The 12,614-nt window shown below is 68.8% G+C and carries 12 protein-coding genes; 8 read left to right on the plus strand and 4 right to left on the minus strand.

What is annotated here, in order from left to right; translation table 11 throughout:
• The first annotated feature begins 82 nt into the window (after positions 1-82).
• From AB6A69_RS08980 to clpS, 6 genes are all read left to right on the plus strand, one after another.
• Positions 83-1,156 (plus strand): ABC transporter ATP-binding protein, encoded by a 1,074-nt coding sequence (locus AB6A69_RS08980; RefSeq protein ID WP_371060707.1) that lies wholly within the window; start codon positions 83-85, stop codon positions 1,154-1,156.
• 4 nt (positions 1,157-1,160) lie between these two features.
• Positions 1,161-2,075 (plus strand): ABC transporter permease, encoded by a 915-nt coding sequence (locus AB6A69_RS08985; RefSeq protein WP_371060519.1) that lies wholly within the window; start codon positions 1,161-1,163, stop codon positions 2,073-2,075.
• Complete coding sequence (locus AB6A69_RS08990) at positions 2,068-2,874, plus strand: ABC transporter permease (RefSeq protein ID WP_371060520.1); 807 nt, start codon at positions 2,068-2,070, stop codon at positions 2,872-2,874. The genes AB6A69_RS08985 and AB6A69_RS08990 overlap by 8 nt, the downstream gene beginning before the upstream one ends.
• 17 nt (positions 2,875-2,891) lie before the next feature.
• Positions 2,892-3,911 (plus strand): extracellular solute-binding protein, encoded by a 1,020-nt coding sequence (locus AB6A69_RS08995; RefSeq protein ID WP_371060521.1) that lies wholly within the window; start codon positions 2,892-2,894, stop codon positions 3,909-3,911.
• Between the two features lie 59 nt (positions 3,912-3,970).
• A complete protein-coding gene (locus AB6A69_RS09000; RefSeq protein WP_371060522.1) occupies positions 3,971-5,635 on the plus strand; it encodes an amidohydrolase in 1,665 nt (554 codons plus the stop codon).
• Positions 5,636-5,735: 100 nt separating this feature from the next.
• Positions 5,736-6,041, plus strand: coding sequence for an ATP-dependent Clp protease adapter ClpS (gene clpS / locus AB6A69_RS09005; protein WP_371060523.1), 306 nt, complete (start codon positions 5,736-5,738; stop codon positions 6,039-6,041).
• Positions 6,042-6,051: 10 nt separating this feature from the next.
• On the opposite strand, the gene AB6A69_RS09010 is transcribed toward clpS, so the two are convergent.
• A complete protein-coding gene (locus tag AB6A69_RS09010) occupies positions 6,052-8,343 on the minus strand; it encodes an adenosylcobalamin-dependent ribonucleoside-diphosphate reductase (protein WP_371060524.1) in 2,292 nt (763 codons plus the stop codon).
• Between the two features lie 82 nt (positions 8,344-8,425).
• Here AB6A69_RS09010 and AB6A69_RS09015 point away from each other — a divergent pair, with 82 nt between their 5' ends.
• Positions 8,426-8,854 (plus strand): DUF1489 family protein, encoded by a 429-nt coding sequence (locus tag AB6A69_RS09015; RefSeq protein ID WP_371060525.1) that lies wholly within the window; start codon positions 8,426-8,428, stop codon positions 8,852-8,854.
• A 9-nt stretch (positions 8,855-8,863) separates the two neighbouring features.
• On the opposite strand, the gene hisG is transcribed toward AB6A69_RS09015, so the two are convergent.
• Genes hisG through hisS form a run of 3 tightly spaced genes read right to left on the minus strand, consistent with a single transcriptional unit; the run spans position 8,864 to position 12,272 of the window.
• Positions 8,864-9,562, minus strand: a complete 699-nt coding sequence (hisG, locus tag AB6A69_RS09020; RefSeq protein ID WP_371060526.1) for an ATP phosphoribosyltransferase — start codon at positions 9,560-9,562, stop codon at positions 8,864-8,866.
• The gene (locus AB6A69_RS09025) at positions 9,559-10,647 is read right to left on the minus strand and encodes an ATP phosphoribosyltransferase regulatory subunit (protein WP_371037543.1); all 1,089 of its coding nucleotides are present in this window, start codon (positions 10,645-10,647) and stop codon (positions 9,559-9,561) included. Before AB6A69_RS09025 ends, hisG begins: the two co-directional genes overlap by 4 nt.
• Positions 10,644-12,272, minus strand: a complete 1,629-nt coding sequence (hisS, locus tag AB6A69_RS09030) for a histidine--tRNA ligase (protein WP_371060527.1) — start codon at positions 12,270-12,272, stop codon at positions 10,644-10,646. Before hisS ends, AB6A69_RS09025 begins: the two co-directional genes overlap by 4 nt.
• Before the next feature lie 126 nt (positions 12,273-12,398).
• Between hisS and AB6A69_RS09035 the strand changes: the two genes are divergently transcribed.
• On the plus strand, positions 12,399-12,614 hold the full coding sequence (locus tag AB6A69_RS09035) for a SlyX family protein (RefSeq protein WP_371060528.1): 216 nt from the start codon (positions 12,399-12,401) through the stop codon (positions 12,612-12,614).

The raw sequence follows: 12,614 nt of genomic DNA on the forward strand, positions 1-12,614 counted from the left end.
GCCGCCGGCAAGTTGCCCTTGCCATGCTGTCGGGCGGATGATCTTCTCGAAAGGTGCGGGCGAGGCGGCGGATCGGGCGACGATGATCGAAATCGATGGAGTCACGAAGATTTTCGGCACTGGAAGCACCGCCTTCCGCGCGCTCGACGAGGTCTCCGTCACGATCCGCGAAAACGAATTCTTCACGCTTCTCGGCCCGTCGGGCTGCGGCAAGACCACGCTTCTGCGGCTGATCGCGGGCTTCGAATACCCGACCGAGGGGCGCATCACCCTCGACGGCGGCGACCTGCTCGACAACCCGCCGCACCGGCGCCCGGTGAACACCGTCTTCCAGTCCTACGCGCTGTTCCCGCACATGACGGTGGCCGAGAATATCGGCTTCGGGCTGGAGATGCTGGGCAAGCCGCGGCAGGAGGTGCGGCGCACGGTGGACGAGATGCTCGAGCTCGTGCGCATGACGGAGATGGCCGGGCGGCGCACGAGCCAGATCTCGGGCGGGCAGCAGCAGCGCGTGGCGCTGGCCCGCGCGCTCGCGCCGCGCCCCAAGGTGCTGTTGCTGGACGAACCGCTTTCGGCGCTCGATTTCAAGCTGCGCAAGGACATGCAGCTCGAGCTCAAGCGGCTTCAGTCGGAGACGGGGATCACCTTCGTCTTCGTCACCCACGACCAGGCCGAGGCGCTGACCATGTCCGACCGAATCGCGGTGATGAACGAGGGCTCGATCCGCCAGATCGGCGGCCCGCGCGACATCTACGATCACCCGGCGGAAAGGTTCGTGGCCGACTTCATCGGCGACACCAACTTCCTCGAGGCCGAGCTGCTGGACGTTTCGGACGGGCGGGCGCGGATCCGGCTGCCATCCGGCACCGAGACCGAGGCCCGGACAGCGGAGGGCGGCGCCGCGTCGGGGCACGTCACGCTCGCGGTGCGGCCCGAGCACGCCCAGCTTTCCCCGCCCGACGAGGCGCTTCTGCCCGGCCGGCTGGCCGAGGTGGTCTATTTCGGCACCGACACGCACTTCCACGTCGATCTCGATGCCGGCGGACGCTTCGTCGTGCGCCAGCAGAACCAGCCCGACGCGGCCCAGCCGCGGCAGGCCGGCGACCCGGTGGGCATCACCTTCGCCGCCGGTGTCGGCCAGGTCCTGAGGGACTGAACGGATGGCCCTGCCCGCCCATCGACAGGACACCGACAGGCGCCGCGCCCGCGCCCTGCTGCTGGCGCCCGCGCTCGTCATCCTGCTCTTCGCGGCGTCCGGCCCGCTTCTGATCGTCCTGATCTATTCCTTCCTGACCCCGGGGGATTACGGCGGGGTCGTGTGGGACTTCTCCACCGATGCGTGGGTCAGCGTCCTGATGGAGCGTGACTTCTTCACCGGCGAGGTCGGGCTGGCCGATGCGCACCTGTCGATCTTCTGGCGCTCGATCAAGCTGTCGCTGATGACGACGCTGCTGGCGCTGCTCTTCGGTTTCCCGACGGCCTACTTCATCGCCACCCGTCCACGCGGCACGCGCGACTTCTGGATGCTGCTCATCATCATCCCGTTCTGGACGAACCTGCTGATCCGCACCTTCGCCATCATGGAACTCATCCGCAACGAGGGCACGGTGAACACGATCCTGCTCTGGGCCGGCGTCATCGATGCCCCGATCCAGATGCTCTTCACCGAATTCGCGGTGCTCGTCGGCATGGTCTACGTCTACCTGCCGCTCATGGTGCTGCCGATCTACGCCTCGATGGAGCGGTTCGACTTCTCGCTCGTGGAGGCGGGCTACGACCTCTACGCCACGCGGCTGCAGGTGTTGCGGCGGATCATACTTCCGCTGGTGAAGCCGGGCGTGGTGGCGGGCTCGATCCTCGTCTTCGTGCCCTGCCTCGGCGCCTACGTCACGCCGCGGGTGCTGGGGGGCGGCAAGAACATGATGCTCGGCAACTTCATCGAGCTTCAGTTCGGACAGGGGCGCAACTGGCCGCTCGGCGCGGCCCTGTCGCTCACGCTTCTGGCCATCGTCATGGTGGCGCTGATCTTCTACATCCGCGCCGCCGGGCGCGAGGAGGTGCGCGGGCATGGCTAGGCGGCAGGGGTTCGACGTGACCCGGCAACCGGGCTTCACCACGGTGGCGACGCTCTGCTTCGTGCTGCTTTACCTGCCGATCTTCCTTCTCGTGATCTTCTCTTTCAACGCGGGCACCTCGGTCGCCCTCTGGGAGGGTTTCTCGCTGCGCTGGTACGCCTCGGCGCTCGAGAACGAGCAGGTTCAGGCCGCGACGGTCCGGTCTGTGGTGATCGCCACCGCCGCCTCGGCCATCGCCACCTCGGCCGCCGTGGGCGCGGCGCTAGCCACCACCCGCACGCGTCCGTGGCGCGGGCAGACCGTCGTCTTCGCGCTCGTGAACCAGCCGCTGATGGTGCCCGAGATCGTGACCGCCGTCGCGCTGCTGATCTTCTTCGCGATGATCAAGGTCGCCACCGGCTACACCGGGCTCTGGTATCTCATCATCGCGCATACCGCCTTCTGCATTCCCTTCGCGTTCCTGCCGATCCGGGCGCGGCTGCAGGGCATGGACCTCACGCTGGAACAGGCGGCGGCCGACCTTTACGCGACGCCGTGGCAGGTGTTCCGGCGGGTGACGCTGCCGCAGCTCTGGCCGGGCATCCTCGCCGGCGCGATGCTGGCCTTCGTGATTTCGCTCGACGACGTCGTGATCACCGAGTTCGTGAAATCCGCCGGGCAGGATACCCTGCCCACCTACATGCTGGGCCAGCTCCGCCGCGCGGTGACGCCCGAGATCAACGCGATCTCGACCGCGCTTCTCGCCGTTTCGGTCGTGCTGGTGATGGCGTTCTTCTTCCTCAACCGAAGCAGGAAGTGACCAAGGAGGTACGAAAGATGAACAGACTGGTGATGACCACGGCGGCGCTCGCCTTCGCCGGGCCGGCGCTCGCGCAGGAGCTCAACATCTACAACTGGGGCAACTACACCAGCCCCGAGATGATCGAGAAGTTCGAGGCCGAGACCGGCATCGACGTCACGATCACCGACTACGACAGCAACGACACCGCGCTCGCCAAGATCCAGGCCGGCGGGCACGGCTTCGACATCGTCGTGCCATCGGCGACCTATGTGCCGATCTACCTGCAGGAGGGCCTGCTGCTGGAGGCGCGGCCCGACCAGATGGAGAATTTCGAGCACATGGCGGAGCGCTGGCGCGATCCCGATTTCGACCCGGGACGGCGTTACACCGTGCCGTGGCAGTGGGGCACCGTCGGCATGGCGGTCAACACCTCCGACTATGACGGCGACATCAACACCGCCGCGATCTTCCTGGAGCCGCCCGAGGCGCTTCGCGGCAAGATCAACGTCATCCCCGAGATGATGGACGTGATGTCCATCGCCATCTACTACGTCGGCGGCGAGCAGTGCAGCCAGGACCGCGAGACGCTGAGCGAGGTGCGCGATCTTCTGGTGGCGGCGAAACCGCACTGGCTGTCGATCGACTACAGCACGGTGGAACGGCTCGCCGCCGAGGACATCGCGGCCAGCATCACCTGGAACGGGGCCGCGTTGCGCGCCCGGCTTCAGAACGACGACATCGCCTTCGGCTATCCGGTGACGGGCTTTCCGGTCTGGTCGGACAACCTCGCGATCCTCGCGGACGCGCAGAACGTCGAGGAGGCGAAGACCTTCATGAACTTCATAATGGATCCCGAGAACGCGGCGATGATCTCGAACTTCGCGCGCTACGCCAACGGCATCGCGGGCTCCGAGGAATACATGGACGAGGTCATGGCCACCGCGCCCGAGGTCGTCGTGCCGGAGGAGTTCGCCTCCGCCGGGGTCGATTCGAAGATCTGCCCGCCCGAGGCGCAGCAGATCTACCGCGCGATCTGGACCGAGCTTCTGAAATGATCCCTGCCGGGGGCGCGCCCGCGCGCCCCCGGACCCTTCCCGACCCACGGAGTGCCCGCATGGCCGCCGCGCCCGACCTCGTCATCCTCAACGGCAAGCTTGTCACCTTCGACCCGGCCCGGCCGCGCGCAGAGGCGCTGGCGGTGAAGCACGGCACGATCACCGCCGTCGGCGCGACCGGGGAGATCCGCGGCCTCGCCGGTTCTGCCACGCGCGTCTTCGACGCACAGGGCGCCACCGTGCTGCCGGGCTTCATCGACAGCCATGTCCACCTCTTCGGCGGGTCGGTGGAGCTCGACTACCTGAACCTCTACGGGGTCGAGGGCCACGACGCGCTGACCGAGGCGGTACGCGCCGAAGCCGCGCGGAGCGACGACCGCGTGGTCTTCGCCGTGATGGCCGCCTACGACATCCTGGGGCCCGGCCGTCAGACCACGCGCCAGGATCTCGACCGCGTGCTGCCCGACCGGCCCTTCGCCATGTTCGCCCCCGACCATCACACGATCTGGGCCAACACGAAGGCGCTGGAACTCGGCGGTATCCTGCATGGCGGCGAGACGGATGCGGGCGCGGAGATCGTGATGGCGCCCGACGGCACGGCGACGGGGGAACTGCGCGAGCCCGGCGCCTACAAGCCCGTCCTGCGCCACACCCGCCACGGCGGGCGCGACATGGAGGGGCTCGTCACCGGCGCCGACCCGGTGCCCGCGCCGGGCCCCGCCGACCGTGCGCGCGACAAGGCCGCCATCGCCCGCGGGCTGGCCCACTGCGCGAGCCACGGCATCACCGGGCTCCACAACATGGACGGAAATTTCTACACCGCCGAGCTGCTGACCGAGCTCGAGGCGGAAGGAAAACTGCTCTGCCGCACCGAGGTGCCCTTCCACCTGAAAAGCTTCGATCCGCTCGACCGGCTGGAAGAGGCCGCAGAGATGCGCCGCCGCTTCTCCGGGGACTGGATCTGGACCAACCGCGTGAAGATGTTCATGGACGGGGTGGTGGAAAGCCGCACGGCGCTGATGCTGCGTCCCTACCCGGGCACGACCCACGTCGGCGATCCCGTCTTCGGGGCCGATCACTTCACCGAAGCCTGCGTGCGCATCGACGCGATGGGGCTGCAGATCGCCACCCACGCCATCGGCGATCTCGCCATCCGGCGCACGCTCGACGGCTATGAGGCCGCGCGGCGCGCGAACGGCGTGCGCGACAGCCGCCACCGGGTCGAGCATATCGAGGTGCTCCATCCCGACGACCTGCCCCGCTTCGCCGCGCTCGGCGTCGTCGCCTCGATCCAGCCCGGCCACGCGCCGCGCGGCCACATCTTCCCCGCGCACGGGCTCGACGAGGTGCTCCACCCCGAGCAGATCCCGATGGCCTTCGCCTGGCAGTCGATCCGGGAGACGGGGGCGCGCGTCTGCTTTTCCACCGACTGGCCGGTGATCCAGGTGGACGTGATGGACAGCGTGAAGGCGGCCGCCGCGCCGCTCGAGCTGCCTGCGCCCTGGACCGACCAGCGCCAGGATCTCATGGACACCCTGCGCTCCTACACCTGCGACAACGCGTGGGTGGAGTTCGCCGAGGACCGCAAGGGCCGGCTCCGTGACGGTTTCCTCGCCGATATCGCCGTGATGGACCACGACCTCGAGGCGATGGACCCCGAGGCGCTCGACACCGCGCGCGCCGCGCTCACCGTGGCGGGCGGGCGGATCACCTGGGAAGCCTGAGCGCGATCCTCCGCGGACCGCGCCGCAGCATCGGACGCTGCCCCGCCATCGCGATGCGCTATCCTTCGGGCGCGATTCGAGACCGGGGAGGTGCCGGGGAATGGCCAATATCGTGACGCTCCGGAAGACGCGGAGCGCGACCCGGACGGAGCGCCCGAAGCTCTGGAAGGTGATCCTTCTCAACGACGACTACACACCGCGCGAGTTCGTCGTGTCGGTGCTGAAACGCGTCTTCCGGATGAGCGAGGACGAAGCCGCCCTCGTCATGCTCGCCGCCCACCGGCAGGGCGCCTGCGTCGTCGCCGTCTTCACGAGGGAGGTGGCCGAGACGAAGACCGCCCAGGCGAACGAGGCCGGGCTTTCCAAGGGCTATCCGCTGACCTTCACGACCGAGCGCGAGGATTGACCCCCGCGCCTCAGCTGCACTTGGAGTAGCCGCAGCTCGCGCAGGTCAGGCACCCTTCCATCATGCGCATCTCGTATTGCCCGCAGGACGGGCAGGCGGCGCCGCGGGGGGCGTTCTCCAGCCCCACCACCCTGGCGGTGGGATCGGACTTCAGCCCCTTTCCCTCGCCCTCGAGAAAGCCGATGGCGATCATGTGCCGCTCGATCGCGCCGCCGATGGCCGCGAGGATCGAGGGGATGTATTTGCCGTTCTGCCAGGCCCCGCCGCGCGGGTCGAAGACGGCCTTCAGCTCCTCCACCACGAAGGAGACGTCCCCGCCGCGCCGGAACACCGCCGAGATCATCCGGGTGAGCGCCACGGTCCAGGCGAAATGCTCCATGTTCTTGGAGTTGATGAAGACCTCGAAGGGCCGCCGCCGGCCGCCGATGACGACATCGTTGATGGTCAGGTAGATGGCGTGCTCGCTGTCGGGCCATTTCAGCTTGTAGGTCGCGCCCTCCAGCGATTGCGGGCGGTCGAGCGGCTCGGACATGTAGATGACGTCGGCGCCTTCCCCCGAAAGGTCCGTCGCCTGTTCCGGTGCCTCGCCGGGGGCCACGTCCTCCTGCTCCCCCACGCTCAGCACGCTTCCCGTCACCTCGTTCGGCCGGTAGGTCGTGCAGCCCTTGCAGCCCGACTCGTAGGCCTGCATGTAGACGTCCTTGAAGTCCTCGAAGGCGATGTCGGCGGGCACGTTGATCGTCTTGGAGATCGACGAATCCACCCAGCGCTGCGCGGCCGCCTGCATCTTCACGTGATCTTCCGGCGCGAGCTTCTGGGCGTTCACGAAATACGCGGGCAAGTCTCGGTCGCCGAACTTCTCGCGCCAGAGCTGAACGGCGTAATCCGCCACCTCCTCCTCGGTGCGCGAGCCGTCCTTCTGAAGCACCTTGCGGGTGTAGGAATAGGCGAAGACGGGCTCGATGCCCGAACTCACGTTGCCGGCATAGAGGCTGATCGTGCCGGTGGGCGCGATGGAGGTCAGCAGCGCGTTGCGGATGCCGTGGGTGCGGATCGCCTCGCGCACGTCCTCGTCCATCTGCGCCATGGCGCCCGAGGCGAGGAAGGCCTCCGCCTCGAAAAGCGGGAAGGGCCCCTTTTCCTTCGCGATATCGACCGAGGCGAGATAGGCCGCGCGCGCGATCCGGTGCAGGATCGCCTCGGTCTGCGCCGCCGCCGCGTCGGAGCCGTAGCGCAGGCCCAGCATCAGCAACGCGTCGGCGAGGCCCGTGACGCCAAGGCCGATCCGCCGCTTGGCCTGCGCCTCGGCGCGCTGCTCGGGAAGCGGGAAATTGGAGGCGTCCACCACGTTGTCCATCATCCGCACCGCGGTGGCGACGAGATCGTCGAGCGCCGCGAGGTCAATCGCCGCCTCGGGCTCGAACGCATCGCGCACGAGGCGGGAGAGGTTGATGGAGCCCAGAAGGCACGCGCCATAGGGCGGCAGCGGCTGCTCGCCGCAGGGGTTCGTCGCCGCGATCTCCTCGACATAGGCAAGGTTGTTCATCGCGTTGATGCGATCGATGAAGATCACCCCCGGCTCGGCATAGTCGTAGGTGGCGCGCATGATCCGGTTCCACAGATCGCGCGCCGGAACGGTGTGATAGACCTTGCCGGCGAAGGTGAGCTCCCACGGCCCGTCGGCCTTCACCGCCTCCATGAAGGTGTCGGTCACCAGCACCGAGACGTTGAAGTTCCTGAGCCGGGCGGGATCGGATTTCGCGGCGATGAATTCCTCGATGTCGGGATGGTCGCAGCGCATGGTGGCCATCATCGCGCCCCGGCGCGAGCCCGCCGACATGATGGTGCGGCACATCGCGTCCCAGACATCCATGAAGGAGAGCGGCCCAGAGGCGTCGGCGGCCACGCCGGTGACGTCCGCGCCGCGCGGCCGGATGGTGGAGAAATCGTAGCCGATCCCGCCCCCCTGCTGCATGGTGAGGGCGGCCTCCTTCAGGTGTTCGAAGATGCCGGCCATGCTGTCCGGGATCGTGCCCATCACGAAGCAGTTGAAGAGCGTCACCTTCCGGCCCGTGCTCGCGCCCGCGAGGATGCGGCCCGCGGGCAGGAAGCGGAAATCCTCGAGCGCGGCGTTGAACCGCTCTTCCCATGCCTCCGGGTCGGCCTCGACTGCCGCGAGCGCACGCGCCACGCGGCGCCAGCTGTCCTCGACCGTGCGGTCTATCGGCGTTCCGTCCGCCTGCTTGAAGCGGTATTTCATGTCCCAGATCGTCTCGGCGATCGGCGCGGCGAAGCGGGTCATCGGGGCCTCCTGGCAGGGCGTGGCGGGTTGCGGGGTGCCGGGGAAGCCCTAATATAGTCGCAAGACTTGGGGGAGTCATCTCTTGGCGCACATAAACCTTGTGAAGCTCAGCGCGGGCACCGAAAACGTCGACGAACTGGCGCGCTGGCAGCGGACACGGCGGGCGCAAACCGCCGACGGCAAGCCGCGCCACGTCACGCGGATGTGGCCGAAACGCGCCGACGAGATCCTGACGGGTGGCTCGATCTACTGGGTCGTCAAGGGGCTCATCCAGTGCCGCCAGCGCATCCTGCGGCTCGACCCGGTGGAAGGGGCGGACGGGATCACGCGCTGCGCCATCGTGCTGGAAGAGGGCCTGATCCGCACGCGCCCGGCGCAGCGCCGCCCGTTCCAGGGCTGGCGTTACCTCGCGCCGGAGGACAGCCCCGCGGACCTGCCCGAAAGCCGGCAGGCCGAGGACGCGCTGCCGCCCGAACTCAGCGCCGCGCTGTCCGAGATCGGGGTGGTCTGAGCGCGCCGGCTACTCGTCAAGCCCGAGGCGCGACAGCAGCGCGGCAAGCGCCGGGCGGTCGGCATCGGAGAGGGGCGCGCGCCGAGCGCGAAAAAGCGTCGCCTCGCTTTTCAGCACGAGCCCGTCCGAGAGCACCTTCAGGTGATTGGCCCTGAGCGTCTCTCCGCTCGAGGTGATGTCGGCGATGGCCTCGGCGGTGAGGTTGCGCACCGTGCCCTCCGTCGCGCCCTGGCTGTCCACCAGCCGGTAATCCGCGACGCCGTGCGCCCGCAGGAAGTCCCGCACCAGGCGGTGATATTTCGTGGCGATGCGCAGCCGGTGGCCGTGGCGCGCGCGGAACTCTGCCGCCACCATGTCGAGATCGTCGAGCGTGTCCACGTCCACCCAGGCCCGCGGCACCGCGATCACGAGGTCGGCATGGCCGAAGCCCAGCTCCGCCAGGGGTTCCACCTTCTGGTCCCAGCGGCTCAGCTTCTCGCGCACGAGATCGGTGCCGGTGACGCCGAGTTGAAGCCGCCCGGCCTCCAGCTCGCGCGGGATCTCGCCCGCCGAAAGCAGCACCAGCGACACGCCCTCCACGCCGCTCACGGCGCCCGAATACTCCCGCTCGGATCCCGTGCGCGACAGCTCGACGCCGCGTGCGGCGAACCACTCGAAGGTCTTTTCCATCAACCGCCCCTTGGACGGCACGCCCAGCTTCACGGTCATGGCAGCCCTCCGAGGTCCAGCACCATGCCGGGGCGGATCACGCCACCCACCGCCGGGATCTCCGCGCCGCCGCCAAGCTGGCGGGTGAGCGCATCATAGCGCCCGCCGGTGGCCACCGGCGCGAGGTCCGGCCGCGCCTCGGCGTAGAAGCCGAAGACGAAGCCGTCGTAATACTCCATAGAGGTGCGCCCGTAGCTCGCCTCGAAATCCAGCGCCGCCACGTCGACACCGCGCGACGACAACGCGTCGAGCCGGCGCGCCAGCCGGTCCACCGCAACCCCGATGGAGGGGAGGTCCACGGCGATGTCGCGCAGGTGTTCCAGCGCGAAGACGCAGGTCTCGCGCACGCCCAGAAGCGCGTCCACCAGATCGAGCTGCGCCGCGGGCAGCGGCGGCGCGGCGGCGTCCTCGCGCAGGGCCGCGATCCGGTCCGCGATCTCCTCCGGCCCGCGCTTGCCCAGAAGCGGCGCGGCCCGCGCCATCGGGTCGGAATCGGCGAGCAGCGCGGCGCGCGCGGGCGGCGGCGCGCTCCGTCCCGCGAAGTGCTCCAGAAGCGCGCGGAACCGCCGCGGCCGCCAGATGTGGCGCATGAGCGCGGCCTTGCGCCGCTCCGTCGTCTCGAGCCCGCGCACGGCGGCGGCGAGAAGGCCGATATCGCCCGTGGCCGCGCGCAGGCCGAGAGGCGCGAGCGTCCGGGAGAAGAGCGCGAACACCTCGGCGTCGGCGGCGGCGGGATCCGTCCGGTCGAAGACCTCGTAGCCCACCTGGAGATACTCGCTCGCGCGGGAGGGGTCGTCCTCCTGACGCCGGAAGACCTCGCCCGCATAGGTGTAGCGCGCGGGCTCGGCGCCGTGGGCCATGTGCATCTGCACCACGGGCACGGTGAAATCCGGGCGCAGCATCTGCTCGCCCCGGAGCGGATCCTGCGTGGTGTAGGCGCGGGCCCGGATGTCCTCGCCGTAGAGGTCGAGCAGCGTGTCGGCGGGCTGCAGAATCGCGCAGTCCACCGGCTGCGCGCCCGCCGCCTCGAAGCGCGCCACGAGCCGCGCGGCCAGCGCGCGCGTCTCGGCGGTGCGGGGGCTCATCCGTGGGCGTCCAGGATCTCGCGCACGCGGTGGGCGAGCTCGACGCGCGGCACCTCGACCTGGCTCGGGCGCTCCTTCCATTCCTTGAGCGTCGCGCTTTCGGCGATCTGCGCGCCGAGGATCAGGTCCTTGAGCTGGACGACCCCGCGCGCCTTCTCGTCCTCGCCCTCGATCACGGCGACGGGCGCGCCGCGGCGGTCGGCGTATTTCATCTGGTTGCCGAAGTTCTTCGGGTTGCCGAGATAGACCTCCGCGCGGATGCCGGCCTGGCGCAGCTCGGCCACCATCGCCTGGTAGTCGGCCATGCGGTCGCGATCCATCACCGTGACGACGACCGGCGCGTGCGTCTTGCTGTGCACCCGCCCCTTCTCGCGCAGCGCGGCGAGCAGGCGGTCCACCCCGATGGAGACGCCGGTGGCCGGCACCGGCTGCCCGGTGAAGCGTTTCACCAGGTCGTCGTAGCGCCCGCCGCCCGCCACCGAGCCGAACTGCCGCGGCCGCCCCTTCTCGTCGAGGATCTCGAAGGTGAGCTCGGCCTCGAAGACCGGCCCGGTGTAGTAGCCGAGGCCGCGGACCACCGAGGGGTCTATTGTGATTTGGTTTGGCTCATAACCCTGCGCGGCAAGAAGCTCCGCCATTTTCTTGAGCTCAGCGACACCCTCAACACCCACGGAGGAGCCTTCAACAATCTCTGAAAGATAGTTCAGGGTCGCGACGTTGCGGAGAGCGGCCGCACCAGGGCTGCGGCCGAAAAGTTCCGTGAATCCGGAAGCGTAAGCGTTGGATAGATCGGCAGTCATGTCACTGTCACGATTGGCAGCCGTCTGGGCCTGATCGCGCAGTCGCTGGTCGATTGCTGTGGACGCGCCGACAAAGCGCATTATGACCGCGATTTGCGCGTTGCTGAGTTTTGCCCCCTCGGTAAAGTCACCACTCTCATCTTTTCGGCCTGCGCCAAGAAGATCACGTACTCCGTTCACGCCTAAACGGTCGAGCTTGTCTATTGCTCGAAGCACAATGCCTCGCGCATGGCTGTGCTCTTCGTCATCGTGAAGCCCTGCGACCTCCAGCACGCCGTTCAGCACCTTGCGATTGTTCACCCGCACCACGTAGTCCCCGCGCGGGATGCCCACGGCCTCCAGCGTGTCGGCGAGCATGGCACAGATCTCGGCGTCGGCGGCCACGCTGGCCGCCCCCACGGTGTCGGCGTCGCACTGGTAGAACTGGCGGTAGCGCCCCGGCCCCGGCTTCTCGTTCCGCCAGACCGGGCCCATCGCGTAGCGGCGGTAGGGCGTGGGCAGCTCCTGCCGGTGCTGGGCGTAGACCCGGGCGAGCGGCGCGGTCAGGTCGTAGCGCAGCGCCAGCCAGTCGCCCTTGCCGCCCTCCTCGTCCTCGGCCCAGGCGAAGACCCCGGCATGCGGGCGGTCCACGTCAGGAAGATACTTCCCGAGCGCCTCCAGAGTCTCCACCGCGGGGCTTTCGAGGGCGTCGAAGCCGTAGAGATGATAGACCCGCGCGATGGTCTCCAGCATGGCCGCGCGCTCGCTCACCTCGGCGCCGAAATAGTCGCGGAAGCCCTTGGGGTTCTCCGCCTTCGGGCGCGGCTGCTTCTTCTCCTTGGCCATGGGAACGATCACTCCGGGGTCGGGTCGCGGCGGGGTCTAGCCGAAGGGGCGCGGCGGGGCAAGGCGGGCCCGGCTTGCCCCGCCCGGCGCACCGGTGCAAATGTGGACAGGAGCACGGAGCGCGACATGACGAGCGACGAGGAAACCCGCATCGACAGGCTGGAGCGGCACGTGGCCGAACTGGAGCGCGCGCAGGAGACGCTGTCGGAGATCGTGACGCGCCAGCGCGACGAGATCGACCGGCTGTCGCGCCGGGTCGCGCGCCTGATGGAACGCGAGGCCGAGCGCGAGGCGGAGGCCGGCGCCGTCGTGCTGGGCGATCAGCGGCCGCCGCACTGGTAG

The sequence above is a fragment of the Rhodosalinus sp. 5P4 genome (assembly GCF_041365695.1).
Lineage (GTDB): Bacteria > Pseudomonadota > Alphaproteobacteria > Rhodobacterales > Rhodobacteraceae > Rhodosalinus.

Bases quoted from the DNA above. Each gene is read 5' to 3' on its own strand.
- AB6A69_RS08980 (WP_371060707.1), top strand. From the start codon at position 83: ATGATCGAAATCGATGGAGTCACGAAGATTTTCGGCACTGGAAGCACC.
- hisG (WP_371060526.1), bottom strand. From the start codon at position 9,562: ATGACCGTGAAGCTGGGCGTGCCGTCCAAGGGGCGGTTGATGGAAAAG.
- AB6A69_RS09000 (WP_371060522.1), top strand. From the start codon at position 3,971: ATGGCCGCCGCGCCCGACCTCGTCATCCTCAACGGCAAGCTTGTCACC.
- AB6A69_RS09025 (WP_371037543.1), bottom strand. From the start codon at position 10,647: ATGAGCCCCCGCACCGCCGAGACGCGCGCGCTGGCCGCGCGGCTCGTG.
- hisS (WP_371060527.1), bottom strand. From the start codon at position 12,272: ATGGCCAAGGAGAAGAAGCAGCCGCGCCCGAAGGCGGAGAACCCCAAG.
- AB6A69_RS08995 (WP_371060521.1), top strand. From the start codon at position 2,892: ATGAACAGACTGGTGATGACCACGGCGGCGCTCGCCTTCGCCGGGCCG.
- AB6A69_RS08990 (WP_371060520.1), top strand. From the start codon at position 2,068: ATGGCTAGGCGGCAGGGGTTCGACGTGACCCGGCAACCGGGCTTCACC.
- AB6A69_RS09010 (WP_371060524.1), bottom strand. From the start codon at position 8,343: ATGACCCGCTTCGCCGCGCCGATCGCCGAGACGATCTGGGACATGAAA.
- AB6A69_RS08985 (WP_371060519.1), top strand. From the start codon at position 1,161: ATGGCCCTGCCCGCCCATCGACAGGACACCGACAGGCGCCGCGCCCGC.
- clpS (WP_371060523.1), top strand. From the start codon at position 5,736: ATGGCCAATATCGTGACGCTCCGGAAGACGCGGAGCGCGACCCGGACG.
- AB6A69_RS09035 (WP_371060528.1), top strand. From the start codon at position 12,399: ATGACGAGCGACGAGGAAACCCGCATCGACAGGCTGGAGCGGCACGTG.